We start from the raw sequence: 17,244 nt of genomic DNA, 5'->3' as shown, positions 1-17,244 counted from the left end.
GTTACTTCCGCTGTGTCATGCGGCCCCGCCCCGCCGCCCCGGTCAGGCCCCGGTTCGTGCCGCAGCTGTCCCGGAGCACGAGTTGTGTCGCCAGTACGTCGTTCCGCGCGCGCGACCGCTCTCCGGTCACCCGCTCATGCAGTCGTTGCGCAGCCAGCCGCCCCAGTTCGGCCATCGGCTGCCGCACCGTCGTCAACCCAGGCGACACGTACCGAGCCGCCATCACGTCGTCCCACCCCGTCACCACAACCTCGCCGGGCACCCCGACCCCGTTCGCCACCAACACACTCATCGCGGCCAGTGCCAACTCGTCGTTCGCACAAACCAGCCCGTCGGGCCGCGATCCGTTTGCCTGGAGCAACTGCTCGGCGACTGCCCGGCCGGACTCCTCTGTCATCGGAACCTGGACCGGCTTCGGTACCTGTAGTCCGCGCGCCTCGAGGGCCTTCGCGAATCCGGCGTACCGCTCGGTGACGTCGTACCCGCCGGCCGGATCGCCGACGAACAGCAGATTCGTGCGGCCGTGGTCGAGCAGTCGCATGGTCAGGGCTGCGGCGCTCGCCGCCGATTCGGTGCGGACCGAGTCGCAGCTGCGGATGGGCGGATGCGCGATCAGCACCAGCGGTACGCCCGCCTTCTGCAGCGCCTGGATCGTCGGCAGGTCGAGAGCGTTGCCATGGACAACGATCCCGTCGACCCGGCCGGCCAGGTCCATCACGCTGCGGCGCGGATCCGGGTTGCCGTGCGTGACGGTGATGACGACGCTCTGACCGTGCTCGCCGGCCCAGCGCTCGTACCCCATCAGGAGGTCGCCGTAGAACGGACCGGCCAGGTCCGGCAGCACCAGCCCGTGCGCCTCGTGCCGTTGTACGGCGAGACTGCGAGCGGCGCGCAGCGGTACGTAGTTGAGCTCCTGCGCCGCCTGGTCCACCCGCGCCCGCGCCTTCGCCGATACCGGTCCAGTCCCTTGCAGGACACGCGAAACCGTCGCGATCGACAGCTTCGCGCGGGCGGCGACGTCGTAGATCGTCGCCGGCCGGCCGGTGGGTCCGGATGCCACGGTGAACCCTCCTGAGCAACAGTGGAAGCGCTTACAGTTTGGATACCCTGCCTTGGATCCTTCAAACGGTCAAGAGTTCGCGCGGCGTCGGCCGATGGTCTGCGAGGATGAAAGCGTGACCACACAGGAGCGAGAGGATCGGGTCTTCCTGGTCCGGCACGGCGAGACCGAGTGGAGCAGGTCGGGCCGGCATACGTCCGTCACCGACCTCCCGCTCACGCCCGACGGCGAGCGCGTCGCGGCGGGTCTGAAGGAGCGCCTCGCGGACGAGTCGTTCGACCTGGTGCTGACCTCACCGCGGCAGCGCGCCCGCCGTACGGCGGAACTGGCCGGCTACCCCGACGCCGAGGTCGACGACGACCTGGTCGAGTGGAACTACGGCGACTACGAAGGCATCACCACCGCGGAGATCCGCAAGACCGTCCCGGGCTGGACAGTATGGGACGACCCGGTACCCCACGGCGAAACTCCCGCCCAGGTCACCACCCGCCTCGACCGCGTCGTCGCCCGCATCGCCGCCGTACCCGGAGACGTCCTGGTCTTCGGCCACTCCCACGCCCTCCGCGCCCTCACCGCCCGCTGGCTCGAGCTCGACGCCACCGAAGGCCGTCACTTCGTCCTCAACACCGCCACCGTCTCAACCCTCGGCTGGGAACGAGGCTCCCCGGCCATCCTCCACTGGAACAGCTGACAGGTTTTCGGAACATTTCTCGCACTACATGGCAGAAATGTTCCGCAGATCCGCGACGGGACAGGCCGGGGAGCACGGCGTAGCGGTGAGGAACGGGGTCCTGCGGCGCAGCACCTGCAGGACCTGTACGGCGGCCTCGCACGGGCGATTGGTGACATCGAACCACCCGTACCGCAGCGTGGCCTCGGCGCGCAGCGTCGCGCGGTTGTCCCGGTCGAGATCCCGCCACCGTTGCCGCGGTACGAGGTGGAGCCGGCCGTCGAGTTCCACCACCAGGTCGGATCCGGCATAGAAGACATCGGTGAACTCGTTGTCCACCGCGCGTTGCCGTTGCCCGCGCGGCAGCCCGTGCCGGCGCTCGACGTCGCGCAGGTAGCGGATCTCCAGCAGCGAGTGCGATCCCGCGACCACGTCGGCGATGATCGGCCCGAGCTTCCCGCGGTGCCGCAGTCGCGGACGATCGGCCAGCGAGCTCAGAATGTCCGCCGGAGCCACCCGGCCGCTCTGGCACGCCTCGGCGACTACTGCGGACGCGTGGTCCAGCGACGAACTGATGCCCACGATATCGAGTACGGCGTCCGCAGGTGTACGCCGCGGTGGGGCGACCGGCGCGAGTCGATCGGCCCAGCGCAGGTCGCGATGAATGACGATCCCGTCCTGTTGCCGGACCTTCCGACGCTCCGGGACGGTCACGAAAACGGGTCGGTTGGCGTCCGGTTTGAGGAGCCCCAGTTGCTCGGCGGCGGTGTAGTGGCTCCAGGCTGCCTCGGGTCCGGCGTAGAGCAGTGCCGCCAGCAAGCGTTCGCCGTACCCGATCGGTCCGGTATGGGTGACGTAGACGCCGGGATGAACGGTCCGCCAGCGCCTGTTCCGCAGCGGTCTGCGGATGCGGTGGTCCGGCCAGGCAGCAGCGAGCAGCTGCGCTCGCGAGACGATCTGCCCCTGCTCGTGGATCAGCCCATCGATCCCCTTGTCGCGCAACGGCCCGCTCCACCACCACTCCACCCGCCCCAGGATGACCGATTCTGCGCGCGCTCGCCGTACGCCCTGTGGAAAACGTCGCCGACGGTTGATTCCCGGAAGTTTTTCGGCAGCGGCTGGCTATTTGTTTCCGATGAAACGGCTGACGAGGGTGTCGAGGCGCGCCTGGCGATGGGTGGGACGGAGGCGGTGGCCGTCGGTGAGGGTGGCGATGCCGTGGAGGGCGCTCCAGAAAACTTCGGTGAGGGTTTCCGGGTCGTCGCTGGTGAACGGTTCGACGGCGGCGCGGATCTGGTTGAAGGCGTCGGTCAGTTCGGGCGGGGTGTCGGCCGCGCCGAAGACGAGGTCGGTCCGGCGGACGAACATCGCCTCGTAGACGGCCGGGTGCTGCTCGGCGAAGTCGAGATAGGCGTGCGCAAGCGCGCGCAGTCCGGCCGTGTCGCCGGCCGAGCTCGAGCGAGCCGTGCGGAACACCTCGGTCAGCTCCTCGATGCCTTCCAGGGCGACGGCGTCGGCGATCGCGTTCATGTTCTTGAAGTGGCCGTAGAGGACGGGCTGGCTGTAGTCGACGGCTTCGGCCAGGCGGCGGGTGGTGACGGCGTCCCACCCTTCTGCCTCGGCGAGGTCGCGGGCGGCGCGGAGGATCAGCGTACGGCGCTCCTCGCGAGCCCGCTCGCGGCGTGTCTGGGTCGGCATACTCCGGATCCTAGCATCGCTAGACAATCTAGCAACGGCAGTGTTAGCGTTGCTAGAAAAGTTAGCAACGCTAGATCAAGGAGAATCCCGATGCGCCGCTTCACCACCGTCCTCACGGTTCTGCTCGCCCTCTTCCCGCTCACCTTCGGCCCGCGGTTCCTGTTCGACGGGCCCGGCGCCGGAGCCGGGTACGGGATCACGGCCGCCGCCGGCGGCTTCTTCGTGGCGAAGGGGATCCGCGACATCGTCCTCGGCCTCAACCTGCTCGCGCTGTTCGCGCTCAAGCAGCGCCGCGCCACCGGCGTACTGATGGCGATCACCGCGCTCGTCCCGATCGTGGACATGATCACGGTCCTGAGCCACGGCGGCACGGTCGCGACCGCGCTCGGCATTCACGGCCTGACCGCCGTCGTGATGCTCTTCGACGCGTGCCTCCTGCTCCGCGAGCGCCGGACCGTCGAGGCGCCTCAGCCGGTCGGGGCCCATTCGTAGAGCTCGATCGTGCAGTACTCGCGGAACCCGAGCCGCTCGTACACCGACCGCCCGGCCGGCGACGATCCCAGTACGGCGTACTCCGTGCCTGCGTCACGCAGTGCGCCGTACGTGATCGCCGCCCCGATCCCGCGCCGCCGTAGCTCCGGCACCGTCATCACGAAGTACAACCCGGCCACGCCCGCCCCGAGGAACACCGTCGCCGTGCCGACCGGGGCGCCGTCGAGCCAACCCACGTAGTGCCGCCAAGGATCGCCGTACCCGAGCTCCCGGTAGACCGACGCGACCCACCGGGCCTCCCGCTCGCCCTCGCCGAACCCCTGCCCGAGCGTCGCCTCCCACACCGCCAACGCGTCGTCATCACCGACCCGCGTCAACGACAACCCCGGTACGTCGGCCGGCACCAGCTCCTCGATCCGCACCGCCATACCAGGCTCCGCCCCAGCCGACGCGAACCCGGCCGCGGTCAGCTCCGCGCCGGAGACCCGCATCGACGGACCGACGTGCCAACTCCCCGGGATGCCGTGTTTCCTCAACAAAGCAAGGGATTCCGCCGCGGCGCCCGCATCGGAGGCAGCCACGACCGCGTTGTGGTAATCGATGGGCGACCCACCGATCGTCCACCGCGCCGCCGCATCGTCGCGCTGTGAGCCACCGCCCGCGGCCCCCATCGCCATCAGCAACTCGGCCGCGTTCTCCTCGATCGCCCGCACCAGCCCAGCGTCGTCCATCCGCCCAGTCTCGCCGATCACCCGAAGGCAGCGCGATTGCTTTCCACCCACGCCCGGAAAGTCCCCGCCGGACGTCCCAGCACCCGCTCGACGTCGTCCGTCAACGTCCGCTCCCCGCCATCCCGGACCAACGTGGCACCGCGCAACGCGACCGAAACCACCGCCTCGTCCAACCCAGCCGCCCGCAACTGCTCCGCATAAACCTCCAGCGGTACGTCGACCACGCGCAAGGCCCGCCCGAGCACGTCCGACATGATCGCGACCTGATCCGGCACGCTCAGCAACTCCGGCCCGGTCAACGTGTAGGTCTGCCCGTCGTGATCGCCCGAGACCGAGACCGAGACCAACGCCGCCGCCGCAACCGCCGCGACGTCACGCGGATCGACGAACCCGTGCCCGCCATCCCCGGTCTGGTTGGGAATCGGCTGCCCGGCCCGGATCGCCGGCAACCACCTCAGCACGTTCGACGCGAACCCGGCCGGCCGCAGGATCGTCCACGCGAGCCCGCTGTCCCGCACCGCACTCTCCCCGGCCGCATGCCAACTCGCCGGCCTCCCCTCGCCGGTACTCCCGATCGCCGACAGCTTCACGATCCGCGGTACGCCGCCGTCCACCGCGGCCGCGACCATGGCCTCGTCGTGGTCCGGCACCCATGGTCCCGGCGCGCTGAGCAGGAACACCGCGTCCACGCCAACGATTGCCTTTCGCAACGATTCCGGATCGTCGAAGTCCGCCTGGACGAATCCGGGCAACTCCCGGCGCGTCATCCCGCGGACGGGGATGTCGCGGGCAACCAGTTGGCGGACGAGTTCACTGCCGATGGTGCCGGTCGCACCGGTAACGAGGATCATGTCGCCACCCTGCGTGGCGCGGGCCGCCGCGGGATAGGAACTTTCGGTACTACGGTCCGCCCGGCCGACTGGCTACGCTCGAACCGTGCACGACCCGTGGATCGAGAACGTCACCCTGAAACCCGCGACCACCCCGGTCACCGTGCTGCCGCCGGACCCGGCGACCACGGTGGTCTGGCGGATGACGCACGCGGGGGAGAGCGACGTACTGATCGCCGGTCCGCGGACGCAGGCGGCGTACCACGTCACGAAGGACCTGCCGGTGTGCGTACGGCTGCGGCTCCGGCCGGGTCGCGTGATGGCGCTGGTCGGCACGCCCGCGGACGAGCTGGTCGACCGGACCGTGCCGCTGCAAGACCTCATCGGCCAGCCGGCGCTGTCCCTCGCCGAGCAGTTGGTCGCCTATCAGGATCGCCCTGGGAGGGCGGCTGAGGTGCTCGGCGACTTCTTGGTCGGCCGCTTGCCGCGCCACCTGCCCGACCGGCTCGATCTCGTCAGCAATGCAGTCACCGAGCTGACTGCCCGGCGGGTGGATGAGGCGGCCGCCACGCTCGGGGTGAGCGAGCGGTACATGCGGCGGGTCTTCCGCCAGGCGGTCGGCGTCTCACCGAAGCACTTCGCCCGGATCGCGCGCGTACGCAGTGTCATCGGTCGCGCCAACAAGTCCTGGGCCGATACCGCGGCGTACGCCGGGTACGCCGACCAGTCGCACCTGATCGCGGACTTCCGGGCGTTGATGGGCGTGACCCCGAGAGCGTTTGCCGCCGGCAAGGTCCCGCTCAGCAGCTGCTGATCAACCGGGCAACGCGTTCCACTGCTCCAACGTGGAGACGAGCAAGGTCGCCGTGGACAGCGCCAAGAACTCGGACCGGGTGACGAACCGCGCGTCCGATGCGTCGTCACCCGCGGTGAGCGTCCCACTGACGGCGGTCGCTTCGTAGTCGCGGATGACGTAGAGCTGCCCGCGAACGCCCGGGCGTTCGACCTCGCCGACCAGATCGCCGACCTCGACCGTCAGTCCGGTCTCCTCCGCGACCTCGCGGGCGACCGCGGTGGGATCGTCCTCACCCGGTTCGACCCGGCCGCCCGGGATCGACCACAGCCCCCGTTCCGGCTCGTTGGCCCGTTTCACCACGAGCAGCCTGCGCTCCGCGTCGTACACGAGAGCTCCCACACAGTCGACCCGCTCCATGCACCCGAAGGATAGAGGTTCTGTGCACAAGTGCCAGGGCTCGTCGGTCAACGCCTATAGCATCAGCGGTGACAGTTGACCGGCGAAGGGATTCGGGCACCTCGTGCGCATCGACCTGCACACCCACTCGAACCGCTCGGACGGCACCGACCCGGTGCCCGTCCTGATGACGCACGCGCGGGAGGCCGGGCTCGACGTGATCGCGCTCACCGACCACGACACGGCCGACGGCTGGGTCGAGGCCAGGCAGGCCGCGGAGGAGCTGGGGATCGGGTTCGTGCCGGGGCTCGAGATCTCGTGCAAGCTCAACGGGATCAGCGTCCACCTGCTCGCCTACCTGCCCGACCCGTCGTACGCGCCGCTCGCCAAGGACCTGCAGGTGATCCGCGACGGCCGCACCGACCGGATCCCGACGATCGTGGCCCGGCTGAACAGCATCGGCGTGCCGCTGACCGTCGAGGAGGTGCTGGCCCAGGCGACCGGTACGCCGTCCGTCGGCCGCCCGCACGTGGCCGACGCGCTGGTCGCCAACGGCACGGTCGCCAATCGGACCGAGGCGTTCGACCGGTTCCTCGCCGACGGGCGCGCCGGACACGTCGCGCACTACGCCCTCGAGCCCGGTCACGCGATCGACCTGGTCCGCGAGGCCGGTGGCGTGCCCGTGATCGCGCATCCGTGGGGCCGGTCCAGCTACAAGGTGATGACCGAGGAGAACCTGGCCGGCCTGGTCCAGGACCACGGGCTGGCCGGCATCGAGGTCGACCACCAGGACCACTCGCCGGAGTCCCGGACGGCGCTGCGCGCGATCGCCGGCAATCTGGGCATCATCTACACCGGCTCGAGCGACCACCACGGCGCCGGCAAGATCGACCACGACCTCGGGGTGAATTCCACCGAGCCGGAGCAGTTGGAGCGGCTGCTCGAGACCGCCAAGAACAATGCGGCTGCCTCCGGTGCACAGGTTCCCGAGGCCTACCTTCCGTGAACAGTGTCATCAACACCGGTCTGTTCAGCTCGGTCTTCGTCACGCTGTTCGTGATCATGGACCCGCCGGGCACCGTGCCGGTCTTCATCTCGCTGACCGCGGGCCAGTCCCGCCCGGCGCGGAAGAAAGCCGCCTGGCAGGCCGTGCTGGTCGCGTTCGGCGTGATCGTCGTGTTCGCGGCGTTCGGCCAGCAGATCCTGCAGCACCTCGGCATCACCCTGCCCGCCCTGCAGTGCGCCGGCGGTCTGCTGCTCCTGCTGATCGCCCTGCAACTGCTGACCGACACCGCCGAGGACCCGGTCCAGACCAAGAACGTGAACATCGCCTTCGTCCCGCTCGGTACTCCGTTGCTCGCCGGCCCGGGCGCGATCGTCGCCACGATGGTGTTCGTGCAGCGCGCGAACGGATCGCTCCCCGACGTGGTCGCGATCTCGGTCGGCATCATCGCGATCCACATCGTGATGTGGCTGACCCTCCGGTTCTCCGGCATCATCATGCGAATCCTCGGCGAGAACGGCGTACTGCTCGTCACCCGGATCGCCGGTCTGCTGCTGAGCGCCATCGCCGTGCAGCTGGTCGCCGATGCCGTGACCGACTTCATCAAGGCGGGCTGACATGCTGCCCGGGATGCCGACGCGGCTGTTCGTCGCGACACCGACCAAGCTGCTGACCTTCGCGGACTGCAAACGGAAGTACCGCTACACCTATCTCGAGACGCCGCGACCGCCGAAGGGCCCGCCGTGGGCGCACAACACGGTCGGTGCGATCGTCCATGAAGTGCTCGCTGACTTCTTCGGGCGCTGGCCCGCAGCTCGTCGTACTCCGGACGAGGTCGTCGCGAAGATGCGGTCGAGCTGGCGGAGCGAAGGGTTCCGCGACGAGCGGCAGTCGCTGGACTGGCGGGACCGCTCGACCGAGATGGTGCTCGGCTACCTGCGCGACTCCGATCCGTACTACGAGCCGCGCGGCGTCGAGCGTACGGTCGCGTTCACCACCGAGCGGGCGTCGTTGCGCGGGCGGGTCGACCGGATCGACGAGCGCCCGGCGCGCGACGGGAGCGGCGACACCGAGCTGGCCATCGTCGACTACAAGACCGGCCGCCGCCCGCTCACCTCGACCGACGCACGGTCGTCGCTCGCGATGGCGCTGTACGTCCTCGGCGCCCGCCGCGTCCTGCACAAGCCGTGCACGCGCGTCGAGCTGCACCACCTCCCGACCAACACCATCGCCGCGGCCGACCACGACGACGAGTCCCTGGCCCGGCACCAGAAGCGCGCCGAGTCGATGGCCGACGACGCCGCGGCCGCCGAGGCCCGCTGGCGCGAGGGCCTGACCCCGGCCGAGGCGGACGAAGCCTTCCCACCCGAGCCCTCGCCACTCTGCGGCTGGTGCGACTTCGCCAAGATCTGCCCCCAAGGCCGCCGCGAGTCCCCGACCCGCGACCCCTGGGCAGGCCTCGACGAGGCGGCGCCCGTCCCGGTGCAGGACGCCGGCTGAACGGCGATGGTTCCCGCTGACAACTGATGTCAGTGCCGTGTGCGTGTGGTGCCAGCGGTCGGGTGAACCCTGAGGGTGGACGAAAGGGGCTCGCCTGATGGGTGCGAAGACTGTGAACAAGCTGGCGGTGCCGGAGGCAACGCTGCACTACGAGGTCACCGGGTCGGGGCCGGTGCTGCTGCTGATCGCCGGCGGCGGGACGGACGCCGGGGTGTTCTCAGGGATGGTCGGGCAGCTCGCGGCGGAGTACACGGTCGTGACCTACGATCCGCGGGGCAACTCCCGTAGCCGGTACGACGCTGACGCGACGGACGAGTGCGTCGAGCAGTCGGCCGCCGACGCGCTCGCCCTGATCGACGCAGTCTCCGGCGGCGAACCGGCGTACGTGTTCGGCAGCAGCTCCGGCGCGATCACCGGGCTCGAGCTGATCACCCGGTGGCCGGACCGGGTGCGGATGCTCGTCGCGCACGAGCCGCCCTGCACCGAGATCCTGCCGGACGCGGACGACGCCCGGGCGTTCTTCGACGAGGTCTACGACACCTACCGCAACGACGGGCTGATGGCCGCCGACGTGGTGTTCATGATGGGCACCGGCATGGACGACGACGCGATGCCGCCGATGGAGGACCTGCTGCCGGAGTACCGCGAGCTCGCGGAGCGGATGCAGGCGAACGCGGCCAACTTCTACGAGCACAAGTTGTTGCCGTTCACCCGCTACCAGCCGGACCTGGACGCCTTGAAGCGGGTTTCGGACCGGATCGTCCCGGCCGCCGGACTCGAGTCGTACGCGAACCTGCCTGGGCGGCCGATCGCGGTCATCGCCGACCACGTCGGTTGGCCGGTGGTGATGTTCCCGGGCGGGCACGGAGGGTATTCCAGCCACCCGGCTCCGTTCGCCACGCATCTGGCTCATCTGTTGAAGACCGACACAGTCTGATCCGTGGCCACCGGTCCGGGTGCGAGTCTGAGGGGTCTCGCACCCGGACCGGTTATTCGTGTTGACGGCCGCCCGCGCCGCGGCGTAGCGTCCCTTCTCTGCCTTTGACAATCGGCGTGGTTCAACCACGCCTTCACAGTGGTGTCCGTACCCCCGGGTCCTGATGGATTCGGGGCGGTTTCGCGTGCCGCTGTGCTCTCGGACACCACTACGAGTGCGAGAGGAGGTAACAGATGGGCGTGTACTGGGCGATCGCGGTGCGGTCCTTCCGGCGTTTCTCGACGTACCGGATCGCCACCGTGTCCGGCACGTTCACGAACTCGGTCTTCGGGTTCATCCTGTGCGGCATCTACCTGACGCTGTGGCACGAGCGGCCCGGCCTCGGTGGGTACGACGTCGCGGACGCGCTGACGTTCGTGTGGCTGCAGCAAGGCCTGCTGATGCCGGTCGGGATCTGGGGCGCCACGACGACGGGAGAACTGGGGGAGCGGGTCCGCAGCGGTGAGATCGCGGTGGATCTGTACCGGCCGACGCATCTGCTGCTCTGGTGGCTGTCGGTCGACCTCGGGCGGGCGATGTTCCAGCTGGTGGTGCGCGGCGGGGCGCCGTTGCTCGTCGGAGCGCTGGTGTTCGACCTCAAGTTCCCCTCGACGCCGACGGCCTGGCTCGCGGTCGCGGCCGGTGTCTTCCTGGCGATCCTGATCAGCTTCTCGATCCGCTACCTGGTCGCGTTGTCCGGGTTCTGGATCACCGATACCCGGGGCATGGAGCAGTTGGCGCTGGTGCTGGCGACCTTCTTCTCAGGCATGGTCATGCCGCTGGTGGTGTTCCCGGGCTGGATCGGGGACGTCGCCCGGGCGACGCCGTGGGCCGCGACCATGCAGGTCCCGATCGACATCTGGCTCGGCCGGCACCCGGGTGGCGCCGGTTCGGCGCTGCTGTTCCAGCTGGGCTGGATCGCGGTGCTGCTGCTCTCCGCGCAACTGGTGACGTCGGTGGCGACCCGGAAGGTGGTGATCCAGGGTGGTTGACCGGGTGCTCCGGGCGCCGGCCCAGTACTGGATGCTGATCATGATGTGGGTGCGGTCGTCGATGGCCTACCCGGCGTCGTTCGTCGTGATGCTGTTCAGCTCGATGGTGCTGATGGTGATGGACTTCGTCGCGATCGTGCTGATGTTCAGTCACATCTCGTCGTTCGGCGGATTCTCGCTGGCGGAGATGGGGTTGCTCTACGCAACGGCCTCGATGACGCTGGGCATCGCGGACCTGTTCACCGGGTCGATCGAGCGGGTCGGGGAGCGGATCCGGTCCGGGACGTTCGACGCGTACCTGATCCGTCCCGTACCGGCGTTCCTGCAGGCCGCCGCCGACGGGTTCGCACTGCGGCGGCTCGGCCGGCCGGTGCAGGCCCTGGTCGTGATGGTGTTCTCGTTCGGCCGGCTCGACATCGACTGGACAGTTGCCCGCGGCATCATGCTGGCGGTGTCGATCGTCGCCGGGTCGGTGATCTTCGCGGCGATCTTCGTGCTCGGCGCCGCGTTCCAGTTCCTGTCGGTGGATTCGGCGGAGCTGGCCAACTCGTTCACCTACGGCGGTCAGACGTTGACGCAGTACCCGTTGGCGGTCTTCGGCAAGGAGATCGTGCGGGCCGTGACGTTCGTCGTACCGCTTGCCTTTGTCAACTATTACCCGGTGCTGTTCGTGCTGGGCAAGCCGGTCCCGTTGGGGTTGCCGTCCTGGATCGGGCTGTTGTCGCCGGTGGTCGCGGTCGTGATGGTCGCGCTGGCGTCGCTGGCCTGGCGGGGCGGTCTTCGTCGCTATCGCAGTACAGGGAGCTGAGATGCCAGTCATCGAGTTGTCGGATGTGTCGCGGGCGTTCACCGTCACGTCGCGGGCCGGGTTGCGGCGTACGCGGCGGGAGGTGCGGGCGGTGGACGGGATGACGTTCAGCGTCGAACCGGGGGAGGTGATGGGGTACATCGGCCCGAACGGGGCCGGGAAGTCCACCACGATCAAGATGCTGACCGGGATCCTGGTGCCGTCCGGCGGGTCGATCCGCGTCGCGGGCGTGGATCCGTCGCGGCACCGGCTGAAGCTGGCGAAGCGGATCGGCGTCGTGTTCGGGCAGCGGACGACGCTGTGGTGGGACCTGCCGTTGAAGGATTCGTTCGCGGTCCTGCAGAAGATGTACGGCGTGCCGCTCGCCCGTCACCGGGAGAACCTGGCGACGTTCGTGGAGCTGCTCGACCTGGGCGATCTGCTCGACGTCCCCGTTCGCCAGCTGTCGCTGGGCCAACGGATGCGCGGCGACATCGCGGCCGCGTTGCTGCACGATCCCGAGATCGTCTACCTGGACGAGCCGACCATCGGCCTGGACGTGATCAGCAAGGCCCGGCTCCGCGAGTTCCTCGCCCGGATCAACGCGGACCGCCGGACCACGATCATCCTCACCACCCACGACCTCGACGACATCGAGGCCCTCTGCACCCGGGTCATGGTCATCGACCACGGCCACCAGATCTTCGACGGCACGCTCGCCCAGCTGAAATCCAGCCAGTCGGCCCCGCGGACCCTCGTGGTCGACCTGGCCACCTCCCTGCCGCCGATCGAGATCGACGGCGCCACCGTCGTCAAGGTCGACGGTCCCCGTCAGCACCTGACCTTCCCCGCCGGCACGAGCGCCGCACCCCTCCTCGCCCGGCTGGCTGCCGACTACCCGCTGGTAGATCTGAGCATCGCCGAACCCACGATCGAGTCCGTCATCACCCAGCTGTACGCCCCGGCAACCAGCGCCTGATCGGGATCCGGTGACAACTCGGGTGGGTTACGGAATGGGGTTCGGGGTGACTTGGGCGTGGTGGAGTCGTTGAAATGCGGGTAAGGACCCAACCGGGCGGGTGATTCGGGGGTAGAGAAGGTATGCCGACGATGACGGGTGAGCCGGTGGCCGGTGTGCTGGGGCCGCCGGGGGACGGTCCTGGGTTCGCTCGGTGGGTGCGGCCGCATCTGGCGGCGATGGCCCGGTTGGCGGGCCGGCTGGCCGTCGGGGCGGATCGGGACGACATCGTCCAGGAGGCGCTCGCGCGGGCGTGGGCCAAGCGCTCCCAGTACGACGAGAGCCGCGGCACCCCCTCGGCATGGCTGCTCGCGATCACCGCGGACCAGGCCCGCAAAGCTGTCCGGCGGATGCGCCCGGCGTTGCTCGCGATCGACACGTCGGACACCGCGCCTGTGTCGCGGCCGGATCTGGATGCCCGGATGGACGTCGATCACGCGATCATGTCGCTCTCGGCGCGGCAGCGGCTCGCGGTGGACTGTTTCTACTTCGCCGACCTGTCGATCGCCGACACGGCCGCCGTCATGGGCTGCTCCGAAGGCACCGTCAAATCCACCCTCTCGGACGCCCGCTCCCGGCTCCGCACCTTGCTGGAGGTCACAGAGTGAAGCCGACCGACGAGATCGACGACCTGCTGACACGGGCGGGCGCTCGCTGGCGGGCCGACCAGGACGCGCCGCCCGAGCCCGACCTCGAGTACATGCTGACCGGCGGCCGCAAACCCCGCCGCTGGGTCCCGGCGCTCGCGGCGGCGAGTGTCGCGGTGATCGCCGCCGGCGTCATCGCCGTACTGCCGAACCAGAAAGAGCCGGCCTCCGACCCTCAGCAGTCATTTGCCCAAGGCAACCATGAGCCGAACGACGAGCTGCTCGTGCGGCCGGGCGACAAGGTGCAGGTCAGCGGCCGGATCATCGCCGTCCCGGGCAAGACCCCGGTCTTCTGCGCGCCGCTCGCGGTCGCAGCCATCGGCTACCCGCCCGGTAAGGAGCCGACGCCGAGCTGCTCCGACGAGTTCGCGGTCGAGCTCAACGGCCTGGACCTCGGCCAGATCACCGGCATGACGACGATCAAGGGCGTCCGCACCGGCAGCGCGACAGTCAGCGGCCTGTGGCGCGACGGCGCGATCGACGTACAGCAGCAGTCGGCTCCGATCACGCCGGCGCCGACCGGTCTTCCGAAGCTTCCGTGCGCGGCGCCGGCCGGCGGCTGGCCGTCGAAGCCGGTCAACCTCACCTCGCCCGCGGTGAAGGCGTTCCTCGCCGCGAACGCCGGCCAGGTGTACGGCCCGACCACCTACTACCCGAACGGCACCTCCCGCAACGCACCGGTCGTGATGATGCTCGGCGTGGCGCACGGCGACGCGGCGGCGATCCGCGCGGCGTTCGAGAAGGTCTACAGCGGCAACCTCTGCGTGAGCCCCGTGCTGATGAGCAACGCCGACAGCGAGCGTGTCGGGGCCGAGCTGGACAAGATCGTCCCCAAGCGGGATCTCGGTGTGTACCAGTTCGGCGGCGCCGGGATGTCCGGCGGCCGCGCACCGATCTCGCTGCTCGTCTACACCGAGCAGGTGAAGGCCGCCCTCGCTCCGGTCGGCCTGGACCTGCTGGACCTCCACCCGGACGTCCGACCGGTCAGCTAAACCTGCGTGGTCAGGCTCGGGTAGTCGTGGAAGAAGTCGACCAGCAGGCGAGCGGTCGCGGCCGGCTGGTCGATTGCCGGTGAATGGCCCGCGTCGGGGATGACCTCGGCCTGCACCCCGAGCGCCACGGCCATGGCGTGCTGTACAGGGATCGGCCAGCCGTCGTCCGCTGCGCCGTGCATGACCTGCAGGCGTACGCCGGCCTTGGCGAGCTGCTCGGTCTTGTCTTCCGCGTCCGTCAGCCGACGGGTGATCTCGGCAAGGCTGATCGGCACGTTGCCGGTGAAGCGCTTCCGGAGGAACGCGGCGACATCCTCGGGCGGAGGGACGTACGCCGGCGCTTCGCGGTCGTGACTGAGCTTCAGGTCGTACACCTGCTCGATCGGCAGGTTCTCCAGCCCGAACGCGAGCATCTGCAGGCTCTGGATCGTCTGCTGGTCCGTGAACGCGGCCGGCCCCGAGCACATCAGGGTGAGGGTGGAGAAGACCGACGGGTCGGTCAGCACTGCCTCACGCGCGACCAGTCCACCGAACGAGTGCCCCACCAGCTGGCTGTAACCGCCGAGCGCCTTGCTCATCGCCACCACGTCCGCGCCGAGCTCAGCCAGCGAGTACGCCGCCTTGTCGGCCGGACCGGCCGTCTCGTACTGACCACGCTGGTCGACCGCCACAGTCCGCCAGCCGTACCGGCACAGGTGGTCCACGAGCGGAGTGAAGTCCTCTTTGCTGCCGGTCCACCCGGGAACGAGCAGGACGGTGCCGAGCGGCGTACCGATCTCCGGTACTGCGGTCAGCGTGGCGAACGAGCCACGCTCGGTCTCGAGGGTCTTGGCGTGCACCCCGTGGGGCAGCGTCAGCGTACGCGGCGTACTCACAAGTAAAGAGGGTAACCGCTTCGCCGGTCCGCCCCTGTAGGAGGCCGCTCCGCGGTGCGGCACAATGGCCGGGTGCCTCGCACTCTCGTGGTTGCCAATCAGAAGGGCGGCGTGGCCAAGACGACCACCGTCGCCACCCTCGGCGCAGCCCTGGGCGAGCTCGGCCAACGGGTGCTGCTCGTCGACCTGGACCCGCAGGCTTGTCTGACCTTCTCGGTCGGCATCGACCCCGAGGACCTCGACAAGTCGATCCACCACGTGCTGCTCGGCGGCGTGAAGGTGCGTGACGTCCTGGTCGAGTACGACGACGCCCCGGACCTCCTGCCGGCCACGATCGAGCTCGCGACCGCCGAAGTACAGCTGGCCCGTGAGAGCGGCCCGGAGCAGGTGCTGCGGACCGCGTTGCGCCCGCTGCGCTCGTCGTACGACTGGATCATCGTGGACTGCCCGCCGACGCTCGGCCTGCTCACCGTCAACGGGCTGTCCGCGGCCTCCGACGTGTTGATCCCCTTGCAGTGCGAGACGTTGGCACATCGTGGCGTAGGGCAACTACTTGACACGGTGCACGACGTCCAGCGGCTGACCAATCCGGGCCTGCGCGTGCTCGGCGTACTCCCGACCCTGTACGACGGACGTACGACGCATGCGCGGGCTGTGCTGGAGACGATCGCGGACACGTACTCGCTCGACGTACTGCAGCCGGCGATCCCGAAGTCGATCCGGTTCGCGGAGGCGCCGGCGATCGGCGAGACCGTGCTCAGTACGGCGCCGGCCTCGCCCGGCGCGAAGGCCTACCGGGCGCTGGCCGGCGCGCTCCTTCACTGACCGGCGCTCGGCTGCTTCCGCAGCAGCCGGTGCCGGAACCGCCACAGCGGAACGGCGATGATCGCGAGCAGCACGAGGAACGGCAGCATCGCGCCGATCGCGGTCGCCAACGCGGAGAACACCGCGGTGAACGCGTGCCATCCGCCCTTCAGGCCGGCGAGGAATCCCTTGTCCTGCGTGGGTTCTGCCTGGACCGGCGGCTTGCCCTTCTCGGTCAGCGTCAGGGTGAGCGTCGCGAGATCGGTCTGCAGAGACAGGTTCTTCTGCTTGGCGAGCAGGGCCTCGAGGTCGGACTGGCGGCGGGTGAGCTCGCTCTCGACCGAGACGATCTCGCCGATGGTGTTCGCCTTCGTCATCAGTGCCCGCATGCGGTCCAGGCTGGCGCGCTGGGACTCGATCCGGCTGGCGACGTCGACGACCTGCTCGGTGACGTCGGTCGACTCCTGGTGGATCTGCAGCCGCTTACCGAGGTCGGAGAGCCGCTGGATCGCGCTCTCGAACGACTTGGTCGGGACCTTGAGGACGAGGTTCGCCCTGGTGACCTTGCCGTCCGGGTCGCTGCTGGTGTCCTCGGACGCGACCTGACCGTCCAGGCCTGCGATCGCGGTGACGGCCTTCTGCCGCATGACCGCGACGTCCTCGCCCTCGACCGCCAGCGAACCGGTCTTGATGATCGCCCGCGTGACCGTCGGCTGGTTGGTGCCCCCGGCCTGCGAGGTGCCGGCCGGTGGCTGGCCGGATACTTGTGGCTTCGCGTTGCTCGCCTTGCCGTCGGCCGCGCCTTGCTTCTGCGCCGGCGCGGCTCCGGTCGTGCTGCTGTCGTTGCTGTTGCCCCCACAACCGGCCAGCAGCACGATCCCCGCCGCGGCGAGCACGGCTGTTACCGCTCTGATCCGCCCCATCACCCAGCCCCTCTCTCGTGGTTACGCCCTAGGACGGGCCACGTGGGGCTGGGT

Annotated in this window: 21 protein-coding genes; 13 read left to right on the top strand and 8 right to left on the bottom strand. The window is 69.4% G+C overall.

The genetic code is table 11. The annotated features are described in order from the left end of the window. Nucleotide 1: 1 nt before the first annotated feature. A complete protein-coding gene (locus ACIA58_RS35290) occupies nt 2-1,060 on the bottom strand; it encodes a LacI family DNA-binding transcriptional regulator (protein ID WP_396408185.1) in 1,059 nt (352 codons plus the stop codon). A gap of 94 nt (nt 1,061-1,154) precedes the next feature. Here ACIA58_RS35290 and ACIA58_RS35285 point away from each other — a divergent pair, with 94 nt between their 5' ends. Continuing rightward, nucleotides 1,155-1,751 (top strand): histidine phosphatase family protein, encoded by a 597-nt coding sequence (locus ACIA58_RS35285; RefSeq protein WP_396408184.1) that lies wholly within the window; start codon nt 1,155-1,157, stop codon nt 1,749-1,751. A 24-nt stretch (nt 1,752-1,775) separates the two neighbouring features. On the opposite strand, the gene ACIA58_RS35280 is transcribed toward ACIA58_RS35285, so the two are convergent. Further along, a complete protein-coding gene (locus tag ACIA58_RS35280) occupies nt 1,776-2,756 on the bottom strand; it encodes a hypothetical protein (protein WP_396408183.1) in 981 nt (326 codons plus the stop codon). A 96-nt stretch (nt 2,757-2,852) separates the two neighbouring features. Next, nucleotides 2,853-3,428 (bottom strand): TetR/AcrR family transcriptional regulator, encoded by a 576-nt coding sequence (locus ACIA58_RS35275; protein ID WP_396408182.1) that lies wholly within the window; start codon nt 3,426-3,428, stop codon nt 2,853-2,855. Nucleotides 3,429-3,518: 90 nt separating this feature from the next. Here ACIA58_RS35275 and ACIA58_RS35270 point away from each other — a divergent pair, with 90 nt between their 5' ends. Further along, nucleotides 3,519-3,920 (top strand): DUF4267 domain-containing protein, encoded by a 402-nt coding sequence (locus ACIA58_RS35270; protein ID WP_396408181.1) that lies wholly within the window; start codon nt 3,519-3,521, stop codon nt 3,918-3,920. On the opposite strand, the gene ACIA58_RS35265 is transcribed toward ACIA58_RS35270, so the two are convergent. Beyond that, entirely contained in the window at nt 3,896-4,651 is a 756-nt protein-coding gene (locus tag ACIA58_RS35265) for a GNAT family N-acetyltransferase (protein WP_396408180.1), read from the bottom strand. The genes ACIA58_RS35270 and ACIA58_RS35265 overlap by 25 nt on opposite strands. 17 nt (nt 4,652-4,668) lie before the next feature. Then, nucleotides 4,669-5,502, bottom strand: a complete 834-nt coding sequence (locus tag ACIA58_RS35260) for an NAD(P)H-binding protein (protein ID WP_396408179.1) — start codon at nt 5,500-5,502, stop codon at nt 4,669-4,671. An 85-nt stretch (nt 5,503-5,587) separates the two neighbouring features. On the opposite strand from ACIA58_RS35260, the gene ACIA58_RS35255 reads away from it, so the two are divergent. Continuing rightward, entirely contained in the window at nt 5,588-6,295 is a 708-nt protein-coding gene (locus tag ACIA58_RS35255) for a helix-turn-helix domain-containing protein (protein ID WP_396408178.1), read from the top strand. Here the strand turns inward: ACIA58_RS35255 and ACIA58_RS35250 are convergent, their stop codons facing one another. Next, on the bottom strand, nt 6,296-6,694 hold the full coding sequence (locus ACIA58_RS35250) for an NUDIX hydrolase (protein ID WP_396408177.1): 399 nt from the start codon (nt 6,692-6,694) through the stop codon (nt 6,296-6,298). It lies immediately after the preceding gene. A gap of 103 nt (nt 6,695-6,797) precedes the next feature. Here ACIA58_RS35250 and ACIA58_RS35245 point away from each other — a divergent pair, with 103 nt between their 5' ends. From ACIA58_RS35245 to ACIA58_RS35205, 9 genes are all read left to right on the top strand, one after another. Beyond that, nucleotides 6,798-7,679 carry a PHP domain-containing protein gene (locus ACIA58_RS35245; protein WP_396408176.1) on the top strand — a complete coding sequence of 294 codons (882 nt, stop codon included), beginning with the start codon at nt 6,798-6,800 and terminating at the stop codon, nt 7,677-7,679. Then, entirely contained in the window at nt 7,676-8,293 is a 618-nt protein-coding gene (locus ACIA58_RS35240; RefSeq protein WP_134122241.1) for a MarC family protein, read from the top strand. The genes ACIA58_RS35245 and ACIA58_RS35240 overlap by 4 nt, the downstream gene beginning before the upstream one ends. A 13-nt stretch (nt 8,294-8,306) precedes the next feature. Next, nucleotides 8,307-9,176, top strand: coding sequence for a RecB family exonuclease (locus ACIA58_RS35235; protein ID WP_396408175.1), 870 nt, complete (start codon nt 8,307-8,309; stop codon nt 9,174-9,176). A gap of 97 nt (nt 9,177-9,273) precedes the next feature. Continuing rightward, on the top strand, nt 9,274-10,113 hold the full coding sequence (locus ACIA58_RS35230) for an alpha/beta hydrolase (RefSeq protein ID WP_396408174.1): 840 nt from the start codon (nt 9,274-9,276) through the stop codon (nt 10,111-10,113). A gap of 233 nt (nt 10,114-10,346) precedes the next feature. Next, on the top strand, nt 10,347-11,144 hold the full coding sequence (locus ACIA58_RS35225; protein ID WP_396408173.1) for an ABC transporter permease: 798 nt from the start codon (nt 10,347-10,349) through the stop codon (nt 11,142-11,144). Next, nucleotides 11,137-11,952 carry an ABC transporter permease gene (locus ACIA58_RS35220; RefSeq protein ID WP_396408172.1) on the top strand — a complete coding sequence of 272 codons (816 nt, stop codon included), beginning with the start codon at nt 11,137-11,139 and terminating at the stop codon, nt 11,950-11,952. The genes ACIA58_RS35225 and ACIA58_RS35220 overlap by 8 nt, the downstream gene beginning before the upstream one ends. Nucleotide 11,953: 1 nt before the next feature. Next, nucleotides 11,954-12,910 carry an ATP-binding cassette domain-containing protein gene (locus ACIA58_RS35215; RefSeq protein WP_396408171.1) on the top strand — a complete coding sequence of 319 codons (957 nt, stop codon included), beginning with the start codon at nt 11,954-11,956 and terminating at the stop codon, nt 12,908-12,910. A 122-nt stretch (nt 12,911-13,032) separates the two neighbouring features. Beyond that, complete coding sequence (locus ACIA58_RS35210; protein ID WP_396408170.1) at nt 13,033-13,557, top strand: RNA polymerase sigma factor; 525 nt, start codon at nt 13,033-13,035, stop codon at nt 13,555-13,557. After that, on the top strand, nt 13,554-14,588 hold the full coding sequence (locus ACIA58_RS35205) for a hypothetical protein (protein ID WP_396408169.1): 1,035 nt from the start codon (nt 13,554-13,556) through the stop codon (nt 14,586-14,588). The genes ACIA58_RS35210 and ACIA58_RS35205 overlap by 4 nt, the downstream gene beginning before the upstream one ends. Here ACIA58_RS35205 and ACIA58_RS35200 read toward each other — a convergent pair. Continuing rightward, entirely contained in the window at nt 14,585-15,463 is an 879-nt protein-coding gene (locus ACIA58_RS35200) for an alpha/beta fold hydrolase (RefSeq protein WP_396408168.1), read from the bottom strand. The genes ACIA58_RS35205 and ACIA58_RS35200 overlap by 4 nt on opposite strands. 72 nt (nt 15,464-15,535) lie before the next feature. On the opposite strand from ACIA58_RS35200, the gene ACIA58_RS35195 reads away from it, so the two are divergent. Continuing rightward, nucleotides 15,536-16,288 (top strand): ParA family protein, encoded by a 753-nt coding sequence (locus tag ACIA58_RS35195; protein ID WP_396408167.1) that lies wholly within the window; start codon nt 15,536-15,538, stop codon nt 16,286-16,288. Here the strand turns inward: ACIA58_RS35195 and ACIA58_RS35190 are convergent. Next, on the bottom strand, nt 16,282-17,190 hold the full coding sequence (locus ACIA58_RS35190) for a DUF4349 domain-containing protein (RefSeq protein WP_396408166.1): 909 nt from the start codon (nt 17,188-17,190) through the stop codon (nt 16,282-16,284). The two genes, ACIA58_RS35195 and ACIA58_RS35190, sit on opposite strands and share 7 nt — an antisense overlap. Between the last annotated feature and the right edge of the window lie 54 nt (nt 17,191-17,244).

It is taken from the genome of Kribbella sp. NPDC051586 (assembly GCF_044453965.1).
GTDB lineage: Bacteria > Actinomycetota > Actinomycetes > Propionibacteriales > Kribbellaceae > Kribbella.
Note: the sequence above shows the minus strand (reverse complement) of the source record. Positions and strands in the feature narration are given on the sequence as shown.

Excerpts from the sequence above, each read along its gene's own strand:
- ACIA58_RS35260 (WP_396408179.1), bottom strand. The coding sequence starts at position 5,502 with ATGATCCTCGTTACCGGTGCGACCGGCACCATCGGCAGTGAACTCGTC.
- ACIA58_RS35275 (WP_396408182.1), bottom strand. The coding sequence starts at position 3,428 with ATGCCGACCCAGACACGCCGCGAGCGGGCTCGCGAGGAGCGCCGTACG.
- ACIA58_RS35285 (WP_396408184.1), top strand. The coding sequence starts at position 1,155 with ATGGTCTGCGAGGATGAAAGCGTGACCACACAGGAGCGAGAGGATCGG.
- ACIA58_RS35250 (WP_396408177.1), bottom strand. The coding sequence starts at position 6,694 with ATGGAGCGGGTCGACTGTGTGGGAGCTCTCGTGTACGACGCGGAGCGC.
- ACIA58_RS35265 (WP_396408180.1), bottom strand. The coding sequence starts at position 4,651 with ATGGACGACGCTGGGCTGGTGCGGGCGATCGAGGAGAACGCGGCCGAG.
- ACIA58_RS35225 (WP_396408173.1), top strand. The coding sequence starts at position 10,347 with ATGGGCGTGTACTGGGCGATCGCGGTGCGGTCCTTCCGGCGTTTCTCG.
- ACIA58_RS35235 (WP_396408175.1), top strand. The coding sequence starts at position 8,307 with ATGCCGACGCGGCTGTTCGTCGCGACACCGACCAAGCTGCTGACCTTC.
- ACIA58_RS35215 (WP_396408171.1), top strand. The coding sequence starts at position 11,954 with ATGCCAGTCATCGAGTTGTCGGATGTGTCGCGGGCGTTCACCGTCACG.
- ACIA58_RS35190 (WP_396408166.1), bottom strand. The coding sequence starts at position 17,190 with ATGGGGCGGATCAGAGCGGTAACAGCCGTGCTCGCCGCGGCGGGGATC.
- ACIA58_RS35270 (WP_396408181.1), top strand. The coding sequence starts at position 3,519 with ATGCGCCGCTTCACCACCGTCCTCACGGTTCTGCTCGCCCTCTTCCCG.
- ACIA58_RS35210 (WP_396408170.1), top strand. The coding sequence starts at position 13,033 with ATGCCGACGATGACGGGTGAGCCGGTGGCCGGTGTGCTGGGGCCGCCG.
- ACIA58_RS35230 (WP_396408174.1), top strand. The coding sequence starts at position 9,274 with ATGGGTGCGAAGACTGTGAACAAGCTGGCGGTGCCGGAGGCAACGCTG.